Below are 21,500 nucleotides of genomic sequence, written 5' to 3' on the forward strand. Positions count from 1 at the left end.
TGCTCCAACAAGCCGTCGACACCGACCCCCACCCCCTCAAGGAACTCATCGGCGGCTGAGCGGCAACTGCACTCAAGCAGAGATGCAGGTCATATGTTCGAATGCACTCAGAATGCAAGTCCGGGCTGGATGCGGTGGCAGGAGTAGGCGACGGCGTCTCGGCCGATGCGAGTGATGATGAGAGTAGCTGTGGCGGAGCCCTTGGGGGCGAGCTTCTTGCGGAGCTGCGCCGGATCGACATCAACCCCGCGTTTCTTGATCTCCAGCGTCCCGATGCCCTGCGTACGGACCCAGGAGCGCAGTGCCTTCTCCTTGTACGGCAGCTCCTCGACCACCTCGTACGCCGAGGCCAGTGGAGTCGGCGCGAGCGTCGAGCCGGTGACATAGGCGATCCGTGGATCCAGCAACCACCCATCGACCGCGGCCGCCACAGCGGTCACCAGACCGGCGCGCACTACGGCCCCATCGGGCTCGTAGATGTACTGACCGACCGGACCGCTCTCAACCTGCGGCGCCTCGGTGACACTGGCTCCGCCGGGTAGCAGAGTCGCCCGCCGCGCCACACCGGCGTACAAGGCGCCAGACCACAGGGCAGCCTCCTTCACCTCGCCGGCGTCGCTGATCCACTCCGCCTCGACTCCGTCGGGTACGGCGTCGTGCGGGATACCCGGTGCGACCTTCACACACACAGTCCGCCGCAGGAGCTCCGTCACAAAGGACCATGGCGGCGAATAGGCGTTGTGGTCGAACACCCGCCGCCCATCGGCCCGTCGCGCCGGGTCGGCGAACACCACGTCGTACGGCGTGAGGTCGGTGGACTCGGCGTCACCCACCAAGACCTCACCGGGCAGCTCGAGCGCGGCAAGGTTGGCGCGGGCCGTGGCTGCGGTCTCCGGGTCGCGCTCGACACCAGTGACCCGCAGGCCGGCGCGGGCGGCGCTGATCAGGTCGCCTCCGATGCCGCAACCCAGGTCGACCACGCTGCCTCCCGGCACGGCGGATGCGATGCGTGCGGCTCGGTGTGAGCCGACAGTGGTTCTGGTGGCCTGTTCCAGGCCATCCGGGGTGAAGTACATCCGCGTGGAGTCCGTACCGAACTTGGCGACGGCTCGGTGGCGCAGTGCGGCCTGGGTGACAGCAGCAGTCACGAGGGTGGCGTCGTACCGTCGCCGGAGCTTCTCCACGAGCTGCAGTTCGCGGCCGGGGTGGTAGTCGGCGCAGGCAACGGCAAGCACCTCAGCCCCAGGGCCCTCCAGCAAGGCGGTGACTGTCACCCGGCAACTCTAGAGGGGACTCGAGCAGCCCTTGCTCCAGCTGTTGGTGGCGGACGAGTAGAGGCGCCAGTTCATGGCGGAGCGGGTCTTGGGGCCGTAGATGCCGTCGGCCACGAGCTTGTGCTTGCTCTGGACCGCCTTGACCATCGCACGGGTGTTGCTGCCGTAGATGTCGTCGACGGCGAGCTTAGAGCCGTAGCAGAAGTTCAGGTTGCGCTGGAGGACCCGGATGGCGGTGTCGGGGTCGCCGTACCGGGTGGAGCCGCGGTCCGGGTCGTCGCCGTACATGAGGTTGCAGGTCGTGCTGGTGCTGCCGTAGATCGAGGGTATTGGGATGCCCCAGCTGCGGTTCACCGGTACGAGCCGAGCTGAGCGGCACTGCGGGAGGGCGGCCGCGGCTTTGGTCTCAGCATCCGCGGACGTGCGCGCGGCGTCCCCGCCCTGGTCCGCGTCGGCCTGCGGGGCCGGGCCGGCAGCGGGGGCTTGGGCGCCGGGACTCGCGGGTTGATCCTTCGAAGCGCCGGCGGCTACGGCACCGATGGCGACTGCTCCGACCGCGGCCAGAACCGCGACGGTGCGCCCGGACAGCTTGGGCAGAGACGGGAAGCTGAGAGCCATGGCCTCTCCTCGGGGCGGCACACCGTTGTCACAGAACGGTCGCACGCCGGCACCGGTTCGGCCCAGCGTTTGACCACATTCCGTGCCCGATTCGTCACAGCTGACCCGGCGGCGTGATGTCTCACCCTGAGAAGTGTCTGGCACTCGAGTTGACCGAGTGCTAATCGCGGCCTAGATTCGGTGTTGGCACTCTCCACCCGAGGGTGCCAGCGGTCCGGCCTCTGACCCCCGCGACGGCAGGGGAGCGCGACCACCCTGAAGTGCAGACAAGCAAATCGACCGTGGAGGTCAGCAAGTGTCGGTCACGATCAAGCCGCTCGAGGACCGCGTCCTCGTCGCGCCGCTCGAAGCCGAGCAGACCACGAAGTCCGGCCTGGTGATCCCGGACACCGCCAAGGAGAAGCCGCAGGAGGGCGAGATCCTCGCCGTCGGTCCGGGCCGGATCGACGACAACGGCAACCGCGTCCCGCTGGACGTCGCCGTCGGCGACAAGGTCATCTACTCCAAGTACGGCGGCACCGAGGTCAAGTACGACGGCCAGGACTACCTGATCCTGGGCGCCCGCGACATCCTCGCAGTCGTCAGCAAGTGACGACCGCTCGCTGTTCCTGACTGACACCGCCCTGGTGCCGTACCGGCGCCGGGGCGGAGTCGGTCTGGCGCCCGACCGGGGTGGTGGGGCGGGGGAGTTGGACACAGCGCTCGGTACCTGCTGTCACGAAAGAGCGAATTTCAGAGAGGGACTGGATTTTTCATGCCGAAGATCCTCGAGTTCGACGAGAACGCTCGGCGCGCGCTGGAGCGCGGCGTCGACAAGCTCGCGAACACGGTGAAGGTGACGCTGGGGCCGAAGGGCCGCTACGTCGTCCTGGACAAGAAGTGGGGCGCCCCGACCATCACCAACGACGGTGTCACCGTCGCCCGTGAGATCGAGCTGGACGACCCGTTCGAGAACCTTGGTGCGCAGCTCGCCAAGGAGGTCGCCACCAAGACCAACGACATCGCCGGTGACGGCACGACCACCGCGACGGTGCTCGCGCAGGCGCTGGTGCACGAGGGCCTGCGGGCCGTCGCGGCCGGGGTCAACCCGATGGGCCTGAAGCGCGGTATCGAGGCGGCCGTCGAGGCCGTGTCGGCCCGGCTGGTCGAGACCGCGCGGCCGGTGGACGACAAGGGCGACATGGCCCACGTCGCCACCATCTCCGCCCGCGACGCCGAGATCGGCACCCTGATCGCGGACGCGTTCGACAAGGTCGGCAAGGACGGTGTCATCACCGTCGAGGAGTCGAACACCTTCGGAACCGAGCTCGAGTTCACCGAGGGCATGCAGTTCGACAAGGGCTACATCTCGCCGTACTTCATCACCGACGCCGAGGCCGGCGAAGCGGTGCTGGAGGACCCGTACATCCTGATCCACCAGGGCAAGATCTCCGCGATCGCGGACCTGCTGCCGCTGCTGGAGAAGGTCGTGCAGTCCGGCAAGTCGCTGCTGCTGATCGCCGAGGACGTCGAGGCCGAGGCCCTGTCCACCCTCGTGGTGAACAAGATCCGCGGCAACTTCACCTCCGTCGCCGTCAAGGCGCCGGGCTTCGGTGACCGCCGCAAGGCGATGCTCGAGGACCTGGCCGCGCTGACCGGCGCGCAGGTCGTCGCCCCCGAGGTCGGCCTCAAGCTGGACCAGGTCGGCCTGGAGGTGCTCGGTTCGGCTCGCCGGATCGTGGTCACCAAGGACAACACCACGGTGGTCGAGGGCGCCGGCAAGGCCGACGACATCGACGGCCGGGTCAACCAGATCAAGGCCGAGATCGAGCGCACCGACTCCGACTGGGACCGCGAGAAGCTGCAGGAGCGGCTGGCGAAGCTCGCCGGCGGCGTCTGTGTGATCAAGGTCGGCGCGGCCACCGAGGTCGAGCTGAAGGAGAAGAAGCACCGGATCGAGGACGCCGTGTCCGCGACCCGGGCCGCGATCGAGGAGGGCATCGTCGCCGGTGGCGGCTCCGCTCTCGTCCACGCGGCCACCGTGCTGGACGGCGGCCTGGACCTCGAAGGTGACGAGGCCATCGGTGTCCGGATCGTCCGCAAGGCGATCGTCGAGCCGCTGCGCTGGATCGCCGAGAACGGCGGTTACGAGGGCTACGTCGTGACGTCGAAGGTGGCCGAGCTCGAGTCCGGCAGCGGCTTCAACGCCGCCACCGGTGAGTACGGCGACCTGCTGGCCGAGGGCGTGCTGGACCCGGTCAAGGTGACCCGGTCCGCGCTCGCCAACGCCGGCTCGATCGCCGCGCTGCTGCTGACCACCGAGACGCTGGTGGTCGACAAGCCCGAGGACGAGGAGCCCGCCGCAGCCGGTCACGGCCACGGCCACGGTCACTGATCCTCAGGTAGTACAAGCACTATCAGCACCGCCCGCCCGGTGCAGCGGTACTGGCGGGCGGTGTTCTTGTATGGCCGGACCTGCGGTCCGGGGTGATGGGATCGGGGTGCCGCCCCGCCCACCGGGCGGGTGGCGTGGATCTGGTGGGATGGGGTGTGTGGCGGAGATTCGGGAGCGGGCTGACGACGATCTGGATGTGTGCGTGGGGTTGTTGGGGGACGTGCATGAGGTGGCGGGGTATCCGATCAACTGGCCTGCGGATGCTCGGCGGTGGTTGACGCCGGCGGACGGCCTTGGCTGCTGGGTGGCTGTGGCCGACGGGCGGGTCGTGGGGCATGTGGCCTTGACCCCGAACGGCGCCGGCGGCGCGTCCGTCGAGCGGTTGTTCGTGGATCCGAAGGTGACTCGGGCGGGAATCGGGCGGCAGTTGTTGGACCACTGCGTCACCATCGCGGCTGAGCTCGGGCGCAAGCTGTCGTTGGAGGTTGTGGACAACCGGGGTGCGGCGGTGACGCTGTACCGGCGGGCCGGCTGGCGGGAAACCGGTCGTACGCCGATCGACTGGGGCGGCGATCACGCCTCCGCCGTCCTGCACTTCGACGCCCCGGGATCTGAGAGGGAAGTCCGTACGGGCGAGTAGTGACGGATCGTAATCAATATCTGAATTTGCTCACGAATTGCCACTAGGCAACTGAAGGTGAGCGCCGTACCATCTTTCAGGCTGACCGGTCTGACACGAGGGGGCGAGGGGTGACCGAGGTACAAGTACCGCACACCCACGACCGGGTCGAGCTCAAGGATCTTGCCGCGCTGGCCGGCGACGGGGACCGCACAGCTCTCAACGACCTGCTCACCAGGGTGCGCGCCGTTGCGCACCGCTACGTACGGTCCCGTCTGTGGACCTATCCCGGCGGCGCCGACATGGTCGACGACGTCGCTCAAGAGGTTTGTGTCGCGGTGTTCGGCGCGTTGGGCCGGTATCGTGACGAGGGGAGGCCTTTCGAGGCTTTCGTCTACGGCATCGCGGCCCGCAAGGTCGCCGATGCCCAGCGTGCGTTCGCGGTGGCCGACGTTTCGACGCCGGATCTGCCGGACGGCGCGGACGAGTCACCGACGCCGGAAGAGCACGCGGTCCGGCACTCGGAGGTCCAGCACATCATGGGGCTGCTGGACAAGTTGCCGGAGAAGTTGCGGGAGATTCTGCGGCTCCGGGTGGTAGCGGGGATGTCAGCCGAGGAGACCGGCCGGGCACTGGGGATGACACCGGGGGCGGTGAGGGTCGCACAACATCGAGCGTTGAACACGCTCAGGGGGTATGTGGTGGGGCATGAGGGACGAGGAGCAGGGGAGGGGCATCATGGCTGACCGTTTCGACCTCGACGCGATCGACGCCGATGACGCACTGCTCGACCTGCTAGCTGCTGGTGGGGAGTCCGCGCGAACCGCGGGCGAGCACGACCCGGCCGTGAAGCTGCTGGCCGATCTGCGGCTCGCAGTGGAGGTCGAGGACGAGCTACCAGTTGAGACGATCGACGATCCGGAGAGCTTCCTGGCGCGCTGCGCGGCGCTGAACCCGGTGATGGACCCGTTCGCCCGCAAGATGGCGGCGCGGGGTCTGGCACTCGGTGTCGCCGCGGTGGCCGCGCTGTCGGTCTCCGGGGTGGCCGCGGCCGTCAACGGTGACCCCTTGTCGCCGTACGAGAAGGTCATCGAGAAGGTGGTCGACGCGGTCAGCCCGCAGACCAGCTTCCCGAAGGAACAGCTCGACGGCATGCCGGTCGTCGACAAGACGAAGATCGTCAAGGTCGCCAAGGACTACAAGCAGCAGCAGGACCAGAAGGCCGCGGCCGACGAGAAGCAGATCCAGACGGATCCGATTCCGCCGGCGTCGGTGCTGCGTCCGAAGGACCAGCAGGACGTCCTGCAGCGGGCGCTGCCGCAGATCCCCGAGCAGCCGACCGTCACGGAGCTCGAGCCGACGGACCCGCAGCCGACCAAGCTGCCGGCGAAGACGGACGACACCAAGACGGACAACCCGACCACGACGGAGCCGACGGACCCGACGACGACGGAGCCGACGACCCCGCCGACCACCGAGCCGACGACCCCGCCCACCACGGAGCCGACCGACCCGCCGACCACCACGGAACCGCCGGTCACGACGCCGACCGATCCGCCCACCACTGGTACCGGTGAGACCGGGACCGGCGAAACTGGGACTGGGACTGGGAACACCGGTGAGACCGGGACGGGCAGCAGCGGGGACGCCGGCACCGGTGACAACAAGGGCGAGACGTCGGACCCCGGCGGTACGACGACGGCCCCGCCGAGCGACACCGGGTCCGGCACCGGCGGCACGGATCAGTCCGGCACGGACCAGTCGGGTTCGGACCAGACCGGCACCGGCCAGACCGGGACCGGTGACGACCAGAAGCCGGCCGGCGACGTACCGGTGATCGACCCGCTGGCCGCGATGGTCGAGAAGATCCTGAAGCCGATCCTGCCGACGCCGGCCGAGGTTCAGAGCGCCGAGCAGTTCTTCGGCAGCAGTGTCGCGGCGATCGGGAAGCACTCGAGCGGGCAGGTCACCTCCGGTTCGGTCCGGAACGTCTACCCGACGGGCAAGCACTCCACCGGCCTGTACGCCGAGGGCAGGCATGCCGCGATCGCCCGTACGCACGGCTCCACCGACGACGCGAACGTCCTGAAGATCCTCGGCATCGTCAACACGCCGACCAAGTAGTCCACACCTCGTCCCGCCCGCCGCTGACAAGCGGCGGGCGGACTTGTGGACGGCCGGTTCGGGGCTCCGGGCGGGCGCGGATACCATGGGGTTCCGATCTCGCCGTGTAAAGGTGCTCGCTTTCCCCATGGACATCACACCCACTGGAGTTCCCGACAAGTTCGCCGTCCTCGGCCTCACCTTCGACGATGTGCTCCTGCAGCCGAACGAGTCCGACGTCATCCCGTCCGAGGCGAACACCCGGTCCCGGGTCAGCCGCAACATCGAGGTGAACATCCCGCTGCTGTCCAGCGCGATGGACACCGTCACCGAGGCCCGGATGGCGATCGCCATGGCCCGCCAGGGCGGCCTCGGCGTTCTGCACCGCAACCTCTCGATCGAGGACCAGGCCCAGCAGGTCGACCTGGTCAAGCGGTCGGAGTCCGGCATGATCGCGCAGCCGATCACGATCGGCCCGGACGCCAGCATCGGCGAGGCCGACGCGCTCTGCGCGCAGTACCGGATCTCCGGCGTCCCGGTGGTCGACAACGCCGGCGTCCTGGTCGGCATCGTGACGAACCGTGACATGCGGTTCGAGAACGACCTGTCCCGCCCGGTCCGCGAGGTGATGACCAAGCAGCCGCTGATCACCGGCAAGCAGGGCATCTCCGCCGACGACGCGATGGCGCTGCTCAGCAAGCACAAGGTCGAGAAGCTGCCGCTGGTCGACGACGCCGGCAAGCTGACCGGCCTGATCACGCTGAAGGACTTCGTCAAGCGCGACCAGTTCCCGCTGTCCACCAAGGACGGCACCGGCCGGCTGCGGGTCGGTGGCGCGATCGGCTTCTTCGGTGAGGCCTACAAGCGGGCGATGACGCTCATCGAGGCCGGCGTGGACGTGCTCGTGGTGGACACCGCGCACGGTCACTCCCAGGCCCAGCTGGAGATCATCCGCAAGCTCAAGGCCGACCCGGCCACCCGTGGCGTCGACGTCGTCGGCGGCAACGTCGGGACCCGCGCCGGCGCCCAGGCGCTGGTCGACGCGGGCGCGGACGGCGTCAAGGTCGGCGTCGGCCCGGGCTCGATCTGTACGACGCGGGTCGTCTCCGGCGTCGGCGTACCGCAGGTCACCGCGATCTACGAGGCGTCCCTGGCCTGCAAGCCGGCCGGCGTGCCGGTGATCGGCGACGGCGGCCTGCAATACTCCGGTGACATCGCCAAGGCCCTCGTGGCCGGTGCGGACACCGTCATGCTTGGGTCGCTGCTGGCCGGCTGCGAGGAGTCGCCGGGCGACCTGGTGTTCATCAACGGCAAGCAGTTCAAGGCCTACCGCGGGATGGGCTCGCTCGGCGCGATGCAGTCCGGCGGCCTGCGCAAGTCGTACTCCAAGGACCGCTACTTCCAGAGCGACGTCGGCAGCGACGAGAAGCTGATCGCCGAGGGCGTCGAGGGCCAGGTCCCGTACCGCGGCCCGCTCTCCGCGGTCGCGCACCAGCTGATCGGCGGCCTGCGGCAGTCGATGTGGTACACCGGCGCCCGCACTGTCACCGAGCTGCAGGAGAAGGGTCGCTTCGTCCGGATCACCTCCGCCGGCCTGCAGGAGTCCCACCCGCACGACATCCAGATGACAGTCGAGGCCCCGAACTACTCCGGCCGCTGACACTGCCTGCCAACCGAAGGAACCAGATGACCGAGATCGAGATCGGCCGCGCGAAGCGGGGGCGGCAGGCGTACGCGTTCGACGACATTGCGATTGTGCCGTCGCGCCGGACGCGGGACCCCGAGGAGGTCTCGGTCGCCTGGCAGATCGACGCTTACCGGTTCGAGCTGCCGATCCTGGCCGCGCCGATGGACTCGGTGATGTCACCGGCCACCGCGATCGCGATCGGCAAGGCCGGCGGCCTCGGCGTCCTCAACCTCGAGGGCCTCTGGACGCGGTACGAGGACCCGTCGAGCCTGCTGGAGGAGATCACCACCATCAGCAAGGAGCAGGCGACGCATCGGCTGCAGGAGATCTACTCCGCGCCGATCAAGCCCGAGCTGATCTCGCAGCGGGTGCAGGAGATCCGCGACTCCGGTGTCACGGTGGCCGGCGCTCTGTCGCCGCAGCGCACCAAGCAGTTCGCCAAGCACGTCGTGGACGCTGGCGTCGACCTGTTCGTCATCCGGGGTACGACGGTCTCCGCCGAGCACGTGTCGGGTCAGGCGGAGCCGCTGAACCTGAAGCAGTTCATCTACGACCTCGACGTACCGGTGATCGTCGGTGGGTGCGCGACGCACCAGGCCGCGCTGCACCTGATGCGGACGGGTGCGGCCGGCGTGCTGGTCGGGTTCGGCGGCGGCGCGGCGCACACCACCCGGAAGGTGCTCGGGGTCGCGGTGCCGATGGCGTCGGCGGTGGCCGATGTGGCGGCGGCGCGGCGCGACTACATGGACGAGTCCGGCGGTCGGTACGTGCACGTGATCGCGGATGGTTCGGTCGGCCGGTCCGGCGACGTGGCGAAGGCGATCGCGTGCGGCGCGGACTCGGTGATGGTCGGTTCGCCGCTGGCCCGGGCGAGCGATGCGCCGGGCGGTGGGTACCACTGGGGCGCCGAGGCCTGGCACCAGGACCTGCCCCGCGGCGAGCGGGTCGAGGTCGGCGTGACCGGCACCCTCGAGCAGATCCTGTTCGGCCCGTCCTGGGTCCCGGATGGCACGATGAACCTGGTCGGCGCCCTGAAGCGCGCGATGGCCACCACCGGCTACACGGAGCTCAAGGAGTTCCAGCGGGTCGAGGTCGTCGTCGGGTGACGGCATGACCACCGGCGTCCTGCTCCTGCACGGATCAAGCGGCACGCCGGACATCGAGCGCGCCCAGCTCCTCAAGGCCGAGGGGTACGACGTACTCGCGCCGCGATGGACCGTCCGCAGCGAGGTCCCGCTGGAGTCGTTCCCGCTGGACGAACTCGCGGAGCGCAACGACCGGTTGGTTGTGATGGGCAGCTCCTGGGGTGCCGAGGCCGCGCTACTCCTGGGTGCCCTCGACGACCGCGTGGATGCGGTGGTCGCCTTCGCCCCGAGTGCCTACGTCTGGGGCCGATTCGTGGAGGACGGGCTGCAGCGATCGGCGTGGACGTGGCAGGGCGAACCGTTGCCGTTCGTACCGTTCGATCTGGATTGGAAGGCGGACGACGACCCGCCGAGCTACACCGGGTGGTACCGCAAGAGCCTTCAGGTATACGACGCGTACGCCGAGCTGGCCCGGATCCCGGTGGAGCGCATTCGCGAGGTGCTGCTGGTGGCGGGCGGTGACGACAAGGTCTGGCCGGCCGTGGAGTTCGCCGAACAGATCGTCGCGTCGCGCGGTGATCGAGCGACTCGCGTGGTGACGCTGCCCGAAGCCGGGCACCGCGTCGTACTGCCAGGCGAGCAGCCGAAGACCGCCGGGCAGCGGATGGCCCGCGGTGGCTCCGGGGACGCGGACCGGGAGCTCGGTGCCAGGGCGTGGGACGACGTGCGGCGAGTGCTTGCGGGTTGAGAGGTTCTGGAAGGATTGCGTCATGGGATTGTTCAGCCGACACAGCAGCCAGGACGCGGACAATGTTGCCCTCGCCGCAGCGCGGGCGCGACTGTCCCCCGATGATGTCGATCAGGTGCGGTTCCTGATCACCACCAAGAAGATGGTGCACGCGGTCAAGCTGATCCGCGAGCGTACCGGCCTGGACCTGAAGCACGCCAAAGGCATGGTCGACGACATCCGGCTCGGCCGCTACGTGCCACCCACCACCGGTACGCCGGTCGTCCGCCTGCCGGGCGCGAACCTCGCCGAGCGCACCCGCACGCTGAAGGCCGCCGGCGACCTTCACCAGGCGACCGCCCTGGTCGTCTCCGAAACCGGCATGACCGAGGCCGAGGCCGGCCTGTTCGTCGGTGCCTTGCGGACCGACCCCCAGGACTCCTAAGGCTTCCACCGCGGATCGCGGCCGAAGGCTCCGAGCAACTGGTCCGCCGGGTCGGTGAAACCTTCGACCGGTTCGCCGATCATTCCGGACGAGCGGTAGATCTCCTCGCGTTCCGCGAACCAGCCGGCCACCGCGGCGACCAGTTCGGGGGCCAGCCGGGTGTCGGCGCCGATCGCGGCCGCCAGGTCCCAGCCGTGGATCAGGTGATCGGCGGCGAGTTGCCGCAGATACTCGGCCGGGTCCTCGTCGCCGTACGACAGGTGCACCTTGGCGATCGTCCGGCCGGCCGCGACCTCGGCGTCGCGTGCCGCTGTGGACGCGGCGGCGACGGGGTCGTCGCCGAGCAGGTCGCCGTCGAGGGAGTCGCCGACGTCGGCGATCGTCTTGCCCTCCATCAGCGGGACGGTCCAGCGCTCCTCACCGACGACATGGTTCACCAGCATGCGGACGTCCCAGTCCGCGCACGGCGTCGGCTGTGACCACTGGTCCGGCCCGACCTCGTTGACCAACCTCGCGAACTTGGCGACGGTCTGGTTGTGCAGCTCCACGACATCCATGACGAAGTCCCCCTCTCAGCGTCAGCGTCCGCCAGAGGGGGCAGTGCGTCAACGGCCGAGCTGGAGTTGCTGGGCGGCTTCGTGAGCGTGCTGGGACGCGGTCAGGTCGCCGGTGGCGGCCAGCAGGTCGCCATGGTGGCGGTAGCAGGAGCCGGCCAGGTCCTTCATCACGGCGTCCTCGTCCGTGAACGGGATGAGCGCGGTCGCCACCTCCGCGCACCAGCCGCCCAGGTCGAGCGCCATCTCGGTCCGCCCGCCCTGGTAGTAGGCCTCGGAGATGTCGAGCAGCAGCTGTGCCCAGATCGGCGCGTAGGTGCTCGTCTCGTACCGCATCCGGTGCGACTCACGCTCGGACGAGATCGCGAACAGATAGTGCGCCTCGAGCCCGAGCGTCAGAGCAGTCTCCACGTCCTGGAGCAGCAGCGGCCGGATCACCTCGGCCAGTTCGGTCGCCCGGACGGCGGCCGACTCGGGATCGGTCCGGCCGGACACGGTCGCCAGCGTCATCCCCGGCGCGGGCTCGCTCAGCGCCAGCAACCGGTGGTACTGCTCGAACGGACCGAGCTTGATCTCCGCGTTCTCCAGCGCCGCGACCAGGGTGAGCGGCAGGCCGCGGTCCAGCTCCTCGGTCACCCGGTTCGCCGTCTCCGGGTCGGTGTCGTACGCCGTCCGCAGACAGGCCTCGCCTTCCATCAGGCGACCGACGATGCCGAGGTGTTTGCCCTTCCGGGTCAGGGCAGCGACCAGCGTGCGCATGTCCGTCGCCGAGTCCGAGTCGGCGAGCGTGTCGGCCGTGGTCAAGCCGATCTCGTCGGCCTCGAGTGCCAGGTCGAGCCGGCCCTCGGCCGCGTGCACGTCGGCCGACACGGCGGTCGCCGTACACAGATAGCGCGCGTACGACAGCGACTGCGGGCTCTCGTTGATCTGGTCGGCCAACTGCAGGAACAGCTGGGTCGCCGCGTCCGCGGAGGCGACTGCCAGCGCGGGATCGCCGTACCGCCGCAGGATCAGCGCGTTCATCGCGAGGACCCGGGCGAAATCCGGCTGGTGCTTGAGGCCCTCGTCGCCACCGACCAGCTGGCCGTACGCGATCACCGCGCCGTCCATCTCCAGTACGGCGGTCGCACCGTGACCGCGGTGCGCCTGGGTCATCGCCCGCCGGGCCCGTACGTCGGCCAGGAACGAGGTCGCGACGAGCACACCGGCGTCGCTGAGCTCGGTGTACCCGAGTTGGGCCTCGTGCAACGCGGCAAGCGCTTCCTCGTGCCGGCCGGACGCGTTCAGCGAGCCGGCCAGCTCGTACTGGGTCGCGGCCATCAGATGCTTGGCCTCGTAGTGGTTCGGGTGCCCTTCGGCCCGCTCCCTGGCCAGCTCGATGACGCGTTGCTGGTACGGCCCGGCCTCGTCGGCACGGCCTTCCTCGATCAGCACCTGGGCTGTCTGCAGCGCCTCGCCGAGCTCGTCCTCAGGAGGCGTCCAAAGCCCCCCGCTGTCCACCATCTTGACGTTCCACCCCTTCGCAGGTTCAACGGATCACCTTAACCAGGATTTGCCCTGAACTCTCAGTCCTGACACGACCGAGTTCCACTACTGACATGGCTATTACCGGCAGGTAGCCTGGGTGAATGAGTGAGCAGACCTCGATTCCGGCGGACCCCGAGCTCGATCCGACGGCGTCGTACTCGACCGATCAGTCGGTCATCCGGCGGCTCTCGGGGCTGCTGCGGGCGACGGCCGGAACGCGGACGTCGTACGCGCCGGCGACCGGTCAGCCGATCGCGGACCTGCCGGTGTCCAGCCCGGACGACGTGATCGCCGCGGTCCGGTCGGCCCGCAAGACCCAGCAGACCTGGCGCCGGGTGCCACTCGCCGAGCGTGCCGCGATCCTGCTGCGCTACCACGATCTCGTCCTGGACCATCGGCACGAGCTGGTCGACCTGGTCATCCGGGAGTCCGGCAAGGCGCGCAAGCAGGCGTTCGAGGAGGTCGCGCACGTCGCGCTGACCGCTCGGTACTACGGCCGCAAGGCCGCCGAGTTCCTCGAGCCGCAGCGCAAGCTCGGCATGTTCCCGATCCTGACCCGGGCCGAGCAGCGGTTCGTGCCGAAGGGTGTCGTCGGCGTCATCTCGCCGTGGAACTACCCGCTCAGCATGGCGATGGCCGACGGCCTGCCCGCGGTGCTGGCCGGCAACACGGTCGTGCACAAGCCGGACAGCCAGACCCCGCTGACGGCGCTCCGGGCGATCGAGCTGCTCTACGAAGCGGGCCTGCCCCGCGACGCCTGGCAGGCGGTGAACGGCGACGGCCCGACTGTCGGCGGCGAGCTGATCCAGAACGCCGACTACATCTGCTTCACCGGCTCGACCAAGACCGGCCGGCTGGTCGCGAAGCAGGCCGGTGAGCGGCTGATCGGCTGCAGCCTCGAGCTCGGCGGCAAGAACCCGATGCTCGTCCTGCGGGACGCAGACATCCAGCGCGCGGCCGAAGGCGCCGTCCGGGCGTGCTTCGCCAGCGCCGGGCAGCTGTGTGTCTCGATGGAGCGGCTCTACGTCGCCGACCAGGTGTACGACGCGTTCGTCACGGCGTTCGTGGACCGGGTGAAGAAGATCCGGCTGTCCGCCGGGACCGGCTGGGATGTGGACATGGGTTCGCTGATCTCGAGGGCGCAGCTCGACACTGTGACCCGGCACGTCGACGACGCCCGGGCGAACGGCGCCACGGTGCTCGTCGGCGGCAAGGCCCGGCCGGACATCGGTCCGCTGTTCTACGAGCCGACCGTACTGTCCGGGGTGACGCCGGCGATGGAGTGCTTCGACAACGAGACCTTCGGGCCGGTCGTCTCGATCTACCGGTTCTCCGACGAGTCCGAGGCGATCCAGCGCGCCAACGAGGGCGAGTACGGGCTGAACGCGAGCGTCTGGACCCGGGACGGCCGGCGCGGTCGCGCGGTCGGGGCCCAACTGGTGGCGGGCTCGGTCAACGTGAACGAGGGGTACGCCGCGAGCTTCGGCTCGATCGACACCCCGATGGGTGGGATGCGCTCGTCCGGCCTCGGCCGTCGGCAGGGCGCCGAGGGGATCCGGCGGTACGTCGATCCACAGACCGTCGCCACCCAGCGCGTGCTGCCGATCGCGGCCTCGCACGGCTTGTCCGACGAGACGTACGCCGAGCTGATGACCGGCGCACTGCGGATCCTCAAGAAGCTGGGCCGTCCATGACGTTCGACTACGACGTGGTGATCGTCGGGTCCGGGTTCGGTGGCAGCGTCAGTGCGCTGCGGCTGACCGAGAAGGGCTACAAGGTCGCCGTCCTCGAAGCCGGTGCGCGGTTCGACGACGCCGGGTTCGCGAAGAACTCGTGGGACACCAAGCGGTTTCTCTTCGCGCCGAAGCTCGGCTGGTACGGCATCCAGCGGATCAGCGGGCTGCGCGATGTGATCATCCTGTCCGGCGCCGGAGTCGGCGGTGGCAGCCTGGTCTACGCGAACACCCTCTACGAGCCGCTGCCCGCGTTCTACACCGATCGCCAGTGGGCGCACATCACCGACTGGAAAGACGAGCTCGCGCCGTACTACGACCAGGCCAAGCGGATGCTCGGCGTCACGACGTACCCGGGCTTCACGCCGGCCGACCAGGTGATGAAGCAGGTCGCCGACGACATGGGTGTGGGGGAGACGTTCCACCCGACCCCGGTCGGCGTCTTCTTCGGTGAGCCGGGTGTCGAGGTCGACGATCCGTACTTCGGCGGCGCGGGCCCCCGGCGTACCGGGTGCATCGACTGCGGCGAGTGCATGACCGGCTGCCGGCACAACGCGAAGAACACGCTGACGAAGAACTACCTCTACCTGGCGGAGAAGGCCGGCGCCGAGGTCTACTCGATGACCACGGTGACGTCGGTCGAGCCCTTGCCGGACGGCGGGTACGCCGTGGACACCCGGCGTACGTCGAATCGCAAGAGCACCCGCCGGTTCACCGCCGGCCAGGTCGTGTTCGCTGCTTCGGCCTTGGGTACGGCGAAACTCCTGCATCGGCTCCGGGACGAGGGCAAGCTGCCCCGCCTGTCCGACCGGCTCGGTGTGCTGACCCGGACCAACTCGGAGTCGTTGCTGGGGGCGATCTCGCGGGACCGCGACATTGACTACAGCCGTGGGGTTGCGATCACCTCGTCGTTCCACCCGGACGACATCACCCACATCGAGCCGGTCCGGTACGGGAAGGGCAGCAACGTGATGTCGCTGCTGCAGACCGTGCTGACCGACGGCGACGGCGACAAGCCGCGGTGGCGGACCTGGTTGCGTGAGCTCGGTGTGCAGCGCAAGAACATCCGCCGGCTGTACGACCTGAAGCACTGGTCCGAGCGGACCGTGATCGCGCTCGTGATGCAGACCGCGGACAACTCGATCACGACCTTCGGCAAGCGGGATCGCCTCGGTCGCTGGAAGCTGAGCTCGAAGCAGGGCCACGGTGCCCCGAACCCATCCTGGATCCCAGTCGCGAACCAGGTGGTCCGGCGGATGGCCAAGCTGATGAACGGGACTCCGGGAGGGACCATCGGGGAGCCGTTCAACGTGCCGATGACGGCACACTTCATCGGCGGCTGCGCGATCGGCGACTCAGCCGAGACCGGCGTGGTCGACCCCTACCACCGCGTCTACGGGTACGACGGCCTGCACATCGTCGACGGGTCCACGATCTCGGCGAACCTCGGCGTCAACCCGTCGCTGACGATCACCGCCCAGGCCGAGCGCGCTCTCTCGTTCTGGCCGAACAAGGGCGAGCACGACACCCGCCCCGCCGCCGGATCGCCGTACCAACGGGTTCAGCCCGTGAAGCCGGGACACCCCGTCGTCCCAGCCGACGCCCCCGGAGCCCTCCGCCTCCCGATCATCCCCATCACCCCGAAACAGTCTGTGACGAACCCGTAACACCACCACGACATTTCTCGGTGCCTTGAACAGCATCTGGTGACCTTGAACAGGTCATTGCCTGTTCAAGGCCCCGACAAAGGGTGCAATCCCCCCGCAGGTCGCCGGTCGTGGGGCCGCCGGTTGCCGGGCGCGGGGCATGTGGGGAATGGTCTCGAGGAGAAATGAAAAAACCTCAGCGCCGGTGGGGCTGAGGTTTTGCAAAGGCCTGGAAAAAGGGAGCAGGTCCCTCGGGAACGTTTCCGCCCAAATCGTTTCCCGAGGGACCCACTCAAGCCGGGGTGAGGCGCCCGGCGCTTTGGGATCGGGTCACCAACCATAGCTGGCGACCCGAGCTCTTGGTCACTACCTTACATCCGATTCCCGGAGTTTCGACCCTTACCGAGCGGTTGTGACCACTCTGCGTGCTGATCGTAATGATCAGCTATTCGTCGCTCCTAGTAACCGGGTGGCGGTCTTCCTTGCGGTAACCGCCTCTGTACACATCAACGAGCCCATCTACAGGGGGTTACGAGGTTCCGGAGAAAATCCAAAAACTTTCTCCGGGATGTGCGGAGCGTTGCTGAAGCAGGTCGCCCCCAGGTGTTCCACGTGACGCCCGCCGCAGAGACGACGTACCCGGCTGTCCTACTGTGAGCCGACCGTTCGATGAGGCAGGAGAACCATGAGCGACATCCTGGACGTGGCACGTGAGCAGGTTCTGGAACAGGGCGTCGGCCTGAGCCAGGAGCAGCTGGTCGAGGTTCTCCGGTCGCCCGACGAGCAATTGCCCGAGCTGCTCGCGCTGGCTCACGAGGTCCGGGTCAAGTGGTGTGGCGAGGAGGTCGAGGTCGAGGGGATCATCTCGCTCAAGACCGGCGGCTGCCCGGAGGACTGCCACTTCTGCTCCCAGTCCGGTCAGTTCACCTCGCCGGTCCGGTCGGTCTGGCTGAACATCCCCGAGCTGGTCGAGGCGGCGAAGGAGACCGCGAAGACCGGTGCGACCGAGTTCTGCATCGTCGCCGCCGTCCGCGGCCCGGACCAGCGGCTGATGTCGCAGGTGAAGGCCGGCATCGAGGCGATCAACGCCGAGGTCGACATCAACATCGCCTGCTCGCTCGGCATGCTCACCCAGGAGCAGGTGGACGAGCTCAAGGCGATGGGCGTGCACCGCTACAACCACAACCTCGAGTCGGCGCGCTCGTACTTCGGTGATGTCGTCACCACGCACTCCTTCGAGGAGCGCTGGGACACCTGCCTGATGGTTCGTGAGTCCGGGATGGAGCTGTGCTGCGGCGGTCTGGTCGGCATGGGGGAGTCCCTCGAGCAGCGCGCCGAGCTGGCGTCGCAGCTTGCCGAGCTCGGCCCGCACGAGGTCCCGCTGAACTTCCTCAACCCACGCCCCGGTACGCCGTTCGGCGACCTGGAGATCATGGACGGCAAGGACGCGCTGCGGACCATCGCCGCGTTCCGGCTCGCGATGCCTCGCACGGTTCTGCGGTACGCCGGCGGCCGTGAGCTGACCCTGGGCGACCTGGGGACCCGCGAGGGCCTGCTCGGCGGGATCAACGCCGTCATCGTCGGCAACTACCTCACCACGCTGGGCCGCCCGGCGACAGCGGACCTCGACCTGCTGGCCGAGCTCAAGATGCCGGTCAAAGAACTCCAAAAGACTTTGTGATGACCGAGGTGTACTGCGGCCACTGCGGCCGTGACCTCGCCGACGGCAGCCACGAGGACTGCCGCCAGGCCCTGGCGCTGGAACCACCCAGGTACTGCGCCGAATGCCGCCGCCGGATGGTCGTCCAGGTGCACCCGATGGGCTGGTCGGCCCGATGCTCGGTTCACGGTGAGCTGTCGTCGTACTGACCTCGACTAGGGTTGAGCCATGCCCGACGCCGCGCCCCGCCTGCTGATCGCCCTCTACGGGCCGACCTCGGCGGGGAAGACCGGGGTGTCGATCGACCTGGGCCTGCGGATCCGGGACGAGCTGGGACTTGAGCCGATGGTCGTGTCGGCCGACTCACGCCAGGTGTACCGGTACATGGACATCGGTACCAGCAAGACCACGCCAGAAGAGATGCGCGGCATCCCGCACACGATGATCGATGTCACCGAGCCGGTGCGGAAGCTGGAGCTCGAGACGTTCGTGGCCGAGGCGCGGCAGCACATGGACGGCTGCTGGGCCTCCGGCGGAGTCCCGATGATCGTCGGCGGTACGAGCGTCTACGTCCGCTCGCTGCTCGAGGGCTGGGAGGTGGACGCGGTCGCCGAGGCGCGGAACGCGATCCGCCGCGACTTCCCGCGCAGCATGGCCGAGGACGCGTACGCCGTACTCGGCCGGCTCGACCCGAAGGCGGCCGGGAAGATCCACGCCAACAACTACGACGCGATCGTGAACGCGCTGGCCCATGCCATGGGCAACGATCCGGACCGCGCGAGTACGTCGGTCGCGGCCAGGCCCGTCGTGCTTGGGGTGGACCGGCCGGCCGCGGACATCGATCGCCGGGTGGCGGCGACGTACGACGAGCAGGTCCGCCGCGGGCTGCGGGACGAGGTTCTCGGTCTCGACGAGCGGTACGACGTCCTCGCGCAGTACCGCCGGCTGGGTCAGAAGTCGCCGAACCAGGTCGTCCACACGCACGGGTACACTGAGTGGTTCGATGTCGCGCTGGACCGCGGCAAGCCGGTCGACAGCCTGGGGGAGGCGGACCTGGCCGAGGTTCGCGAGCGGGTGGTCGAGCGCATCCGCGTCCATACTCGTCGCCAGCGGTCGGCGATTCCGAAGCTGACCGGGGTGAAGATGGTCCGCGGTGCCGCGGACGCTTTCGCGGCGGTCAAGGCTGCTCTGGAGGCAAGGCCTGTCAAGCAGGCGCCTTCCGGGAAACAAGGATCGGGCGGGCAGCGCCCTCGTCGCTCGAGTGGTAACAACCGACCCAGGCAGGGGAAGCGCGGACCTCGCCGCTGAGGCTCAGAACGTGAGCCGGCCGGGGCCAACCGATCGACGGTCGCCCCGGCCCGGCGGGCGAGCAGCGGTCAGCCCTTACCCTTGCCTTTGCCCTTGCCGCCCTTCGGGTTGCCGTTCTTGTTCGGGTTGCCGCGACGGCGGGCATCGCCCTTCTCGCCCTGCTTGTCCCGGCCACGGCGCGAATCACCGCGCTCGTGCTTGCCCTGGGTCGACGGCCGGGCGTTCTTGTCGTGCCCCTTGGCCGGCTCCGGCTTGTCTTTGTCCTTGTCGTTACCGCCACTGCTGGACCTACCGAACAGCCCCATATCCACCCTTCCGGAGAGGCCGCCCCTCGCGGCCCGGATTCATTGCCTGAGTCAACCGATCAGCGGTTGTTACTTGCCCTTGCCCTTGTCTTTGTTGGCCTTGATGATCGCCCGGCCGGCCCTGGTGTTCGGGTTGGGGTTGCGCTGCTGGTCGGCCTTGTTCCGGGACTGGCCGCCCTGGTGCTGGTCCCTGGAACTCTTGCTCTTGCTGGTCGTGTGCTCGCGCTCTTTACCGTCCTTGCCCCAGGCCATGGCCGGTCCCTCCTGTCGAAGCCGCCCGACGCGGCTGATCATCGTTGGTTTGCGTTCAAGCAGACGCTCCGATCCGGTCCCTGGTTCCCTTCCGGTCGGAGCATCGGAAACATAACTGCGGCTGGGGTTCATCTGCCGTTCAGCAGGGCGTGCAGGTCGTGTATGCGTGACCCGGCTGGTCCGCTAAAGTCCAGGCGTGGTTAACGTCAACGTGCTCGCCGAGCTGGGTACGGCGACGTGGACGGTGCCGCAGGCGATCGCGTACGAGACCGCGCAGGAAGGTGTTCGGCAGGCGATCGGCTACTACGCCCAACTGATCGGGGCGGAGGAGTCCGCCGCCGAGCCGGATGCCGACGTCATCGCGGGCCTGCGGGCGGACCAGCAGGTCTGGGCGGCGCGCGGGCAGGAGCTCACCCCGTCGGACACTCGCGCGATCAAGCGCATCCGCGCCGACGCCGACGACCTCCTCAGCGTCCCGGACGACGACGATGATGACGACGAGGACGAGTCCGACGACGCGGATGACATCGACGACGAGGGTGATGACTCCGACGAGCGCGACGACGAAGACGACTTCGACGAGGCGGATGGGGAAGACGAGGCGGACGGGGACGACGAGGTGCAGGGGCGAGCGTGACGGAGGGGTGGGGGACTGAGTCGGCCGGAGACGACCGCTATCTGCTGGGTGAGGCGGAGAGCGGGCGGATCTTCCGCGACCGGATCGTGCCCGACCAGCTGGCCGGCGTCCCGCAGGAGCAGCCGGTCGTGGTGTTCGTCGGTGGTCAGCCGGGTGACGGCAAGGCCACGATCACCGCGATGGTCAAGGCGGTCCTGCATCGCCGCGGCCGTCCCGTCGTACTGAGCGCGACCGCCTACGAGCCGTACCATCCACGCTTCCACGAACCGATCACCGACGTCCTGCCGACGGCCGGCAAGTACGTGCGAGCCGACGGCCGCCGCTGGCTCGCACGGGCCGAGGACTGGGTGATCCAGGAGCGGTACGACGCGATCGTCGAGACCGAGTTCCTCGACCCCGATGGGTTCGCCGCGTCGGCCCGCAGGTTCAAGGAGGCGGGCTTCCAGGTCGAGGTCGCGATCCTCGCGATGCACGAGGCGCTCAGCCGGTTCGGCGTACTCGAGCGGCACATGCGCGCGCTGGAGAACTTCGGCTTCGGCCGGCTGGCGGTGCAGAGCGTCCACGATGCCGGGTACGCCGGCGTACTGCGAGCCGCTGAGCTGGTCGACGAAGGAGACTGGGTCGACCGGATCGCCGTACTGCGTCCGGACGGGCAGCTGATCTACGGCAACCAGCGTGACGACGGGCAGTGGCAGCAACCGGGGCGGACCGCCGAAGCGGTCACCTGGGAGCGGGATCGTCCGTGGACCGTGGTGGAGTCGCGGCACTTCCTGGAGACCACCTCGCAGGTCGGGCGGATCGGGCTCGCGGCGCCGGTGCAGTGGATCCGGGACGAGTCACTCGACGGAGCCAAGACGGTGACGGCGATGGCCCGCCCGCGACTGCATCCCGACGCAGTGACGTTGCACATCGCAACCGCCGGCACGCAGCTGTAGGAGATGTCGCC

General features: G+C 68.7%; 22 protein-coding genes. 16 read left to right on the forward strand and 6 right to left on the reverse strand.

Translation table 11 applies throughout. From position 1 onward, the window contains the following. Positions 1 to 107: 107 nt before the first annotated feature. Both AB0E63_RS37490 and AB0E63_RS37495 read right to left on the reverse strand, forming a co-directional pair. Positions 108 to 1,274, reverse strand: a complete 1,167-nt coding sequence (locus AB0E63_RS37490) for a class I SAM-dependent methyltransferase (RefSeq protein WP_360376865.1) — start codon at positions 1,272 to 1,274, stop codon at positions 108 to 110. Between the two features lie 9 nt (positions 1,275 to 1,283). Next, entirely contained in the window at positions 1,284 to 1,892 is a 609-nt protein-coding gene (locus AB0E63_RS37495) for a peptidoglycan-binding domain-containing protein (RefSeq protein WP_360376868.1), read from the reverse strand. A 295-nt stretch (positions 1,893 to 2,187) separates the two neighbouring features. Here AB0E63_RS37495 and groES point away from each other — a divergent pair, with 295 nt between their 5' ends. The 9 genes from groES (at position 2,188) to AB0E63_RS37540 (ending at position 10,932) form a co-directional block, all read left to right on the forward strand. Beyond that, positions 2,188 to 2,484, forward strand: a complete 297-nt coding sequence (gene groES, locus AB0E63_RS37500) for a co-chaperone GroES (protein WP_130384566.1) — start codon at positions 2,188 to 2,190, stop codon at positions 2,482 to 2,484. A gap of 162 nt (positions 2,485 to 2,646) precedes the next feature. Further along, positions 2,647 to 4,266: a chaperonin GroEL gene (gene groL, locus AB0E63_RS37505; protein ID WP_360376870.1), complete on the forward strand. Its 1,620-nt coding sequence runs from the start codon at positions 2,647 to 2,649 to the stop codon at positions 4,264 to 4,266. A 157-nt stretch (positions 4,267 to 4,423) separates the two neighbouring features. After that, positions 4,424 to 4,906, forward strand: coding sequence for a GNAT family N-acetyltransferase (locus tag AB0E63_RS37510; protein ID WP_360376872.1), 483 nt, complete (start codon positions 4,424 to 4,426; stop codon positions 4,904 to 4,906). A 110-nt stretch (positions 4,907 to 5,016) separates the two neighbouring features. Then, positions 5,017 to 5,631 carry an RNA polymerase sigma factor ShbA gene (gene shbA, locus AB0E63_RS37515; RefSeq protein WP_360376874.1) on the forward strand — a complete coding sequence of 205 codons (615 nt, stop codon included), beginning with the start codon at positions 5,017 to 5,019 and terminating at the stop codon, positions 5,629 to 5,631. After that, positions 5,624 to 7,009, forward strand: a complete 1,386-nt coding sequence (locus AB0E63_RS37520; RefSeq protein WP_360376876.1) for a hypothetical protein — start codon at positions 5,624 to 5,626, stop codon at positions 7,007 to 7,009. The genes shbA and AB0E63_RS37520 overlap by 8 nt, the downstream gene beginning before the upstream one ends. A 127-nt stretch (positions 7,010 to 7,136) precedes the next feature. Then, the gene (guaB, locus tag AB0E63_RS37525; RefSeq protein WP_360376878.1) at positions 7,137 to 8,648 is read left to right on the forward strand and encodes an IMP dehydrogenase; all 1,512 of its coding nucleotides are present in this window, start codon (positions 7,137 to 7,139) and stop codon (positions 8,646 to 8,648) included. Positions 8,649 to 8,674: 26 nt separating this feature from the next. Then, entirely contained in the window at positions 8,675 to 9,781 is a 1,107-nt protein-coding gene (locus tag AB0E63_RS37530; RefSeq protein WP_360376880.1) for a GuaB3 family IMP dehydrogenase-related protein, read from the forward strand. Between the two features lie 4 nt (positions 9,782 to 9,785). Then, on the forward strand, positions 9,786 to 10,508 hold the full coding sequence (locus AB0E63_RS37535) for an alpha/beta fold hydrolase (RefSeq protein ID WP_360376882.1): 723 nt from the start codon (positions 9,786 to 9,788) through the stop codon (positions 10,506 to 10,508). Between the two features lie 22 nt (positions 10,509 to 10,530). Next, a complete protein-coding gene (locus tag AB0E63_RS37540) occupies positions 10,531 to 10,932 on the forward strand; it encodes a hypothetical protein (RefSeq protein ID WP_360376884.1) in 402 nt (133 codons plus the stop codon). Here AB0E63_RS37540 and AB0E63_RS37545 read toward each other — a convergent pair. Further along, positions 10,929 to 11,489 carry a TIGR03086 family metal-binding protein gene (locus AB0E63_RS37545; RefSeq protein WP_360376886.1) on the reverse strand — a complete coding sequence of 187 codons (561 nt, stop codon included), beginning with the start codon at positions 11,487 to 11,489 and terminating at the stop codon, positions 10,929 to 10,931. The two genes, AB0E63_RS37540 and AB0E63_RS37545, sit on opposite strands and share 4 nt — an antisense overlap. A 48-nt stretch (positions 11,490 to 11,537) precedes the next feature. Beyond that, positions 11,538 to 12,989 carry a hypothetical protein gene (locus AB0E63_RS37550; RefSeq protein WP_360376888.1) on the reverse strand — a complete coding sequence of 484 codons (1,452 nt, stop codon included), beginning with the start codon at positions 12,987 to 12,989 and terminating at the stop codon, positions 11,538 to 11,540. A 125-nt stretch (positions 12,990 to 13,114) separates the two neighbouring features. Here AB0E63_RS37550 and AB0E63_RS37555 point away from each other — a divergent pair, with 125 nt between their 5' ends. The 5 genes from AB0E63_RS37555 (at position 13,115) to AB0E63_RS37575 (ending at position 19,360) form a co-directional block, all read left to right on the forward strand. Beyond that, positions 13,115 to 14,707 (forward strand): succinic semialdehyde dehydrogenase, encoded by a 1,593-nt coding sequence (locus tag AB0E63_RS37555; protein ID WP_360376891.1) that lies wholly within the window; start codon positions 13,115 to 13,117, stop codon positions 14,705 to 14,707. After that, on the forward strand, positions 14,704 to 16,413 hold the full coding sequence (locus AB0E63_RS37560; RefSeq protein WP_360376894.1) for a GMC family oxidoreductase: 1,710 nt from the start codon (positions 14,704 to 14,706) through the stop codon (positions 16,411 to 16,413). Before AB0E63_RS37555 ends, AB0E63_RS37560 begins: the two co-directional genes overlap by 4 nt. 664 nt (positions 16,414 to 17,077) lie before the next feature. Continuing rightward, a complete protein-coding gene (gene bioB, locus AB0E63_RS37565) occupies positions 17,078 to 18,073 on the forward strand; it encodes a biotin synthase BioB (protein ID WP_360376896.1) in 996 nt (331 codons plus the stop codon). After that, a complete protein-coding gene (locus tag AB0E63_RS37570; RefSeq protein ID WP_360376898.1) occupies positions 18,073 to 18,261 on the forward strand; it encodes a hypothetical protein in 189 nt (62 codons plus the stop codon). The genes bioB and AB0E63_RS37570 overlap by 1 nt, the downstream gene beginning before the upstream one ends. Positions 18,262 to 18,280: 19 nt before the next feature. After that, positions 18,281 to 19,360, forward strand: a complete 1,080-nt coding sequence (locus AB0E63_RS37575; RefSeq protein WP_360376901.1) for a hypothetical protein — start codon at positions 18,281 to 18,283, stop codon at positions 19,358 to 19,360. 68 nt (positions 19,361 to 19,428) lie between these two features. Here AB0E63_RS37575 and AB0E63_RS37580 read toward each other — a convergent pair whose 3' ends face one another. Both AB0E63_RS37580 and AB0E63_RS37585 read right to left on the reverse strand, forming a co-directional pair. Further along, a complete protein-coding gene (locus AB0E63_RS37580; protein WP_360376903.1) occupies positions 19,429 to 19,665 on the reverse strand; it encodes a hypothetical protein in 237 nt (78 codons plus the stop codon). Positions 19,666 to 19,734: 69 nt separating this feature from the next. Next, the gene (locus AB0E63_RS37585) at positions 19,735 to 19,917 is read right to left on the reverse strand and encodes a hypothetical protein (RefSeq protein ID WP_360376905.1); all 183 of its coding nucleotides are present in this window, start codon (positions 19,915 to 19,917) and stop codon (positions 19,735 to 19,737) included. Between the two features lie 196 nt (positions 19,918 to 20,113). Between AB0E63_RS37585 and AB0E63_RS37590 the strand changes: the two genes are divergently transcribed. Both AB0E63_RS37590 and AB0E63_RS37595 read left to right on the forward strand, forming a co-directional pair. Continuing rightward, positions 20,114 to 20,554, forward strand: a complete 441-nt coding sequence (locus AB0E63_RS37590) for a hypothetical protein (RefSeq protein WP_360376907.1) — start codon at positions 20,114 to 20,116, stop codon at positions 20,552 to 20,554. Then, entirely contained in the window at positions 20,551 to 21,489 is a 939-nt protein-coding gene (locus tag AB0E63_RS37595) for a zeta toxin family protein (protein WP_360376910.1), read from the forward strand. Before AB0E63_RS37590 ends, AB0E63_RS37595 begins: the two co-directional genes overlap by 4 nt. Positions 21,490 to 21,500: the final 11 nt, after the last annotated feature.

It is taken from the genome of Kribbella sp. NPDC026596 (assembly GCF_040638415.1).
Lineage (GTDB): Bacteria > Actinomycetota > Actinomycetes > Propionibacteriales > Kribbellaceae > Kribbella.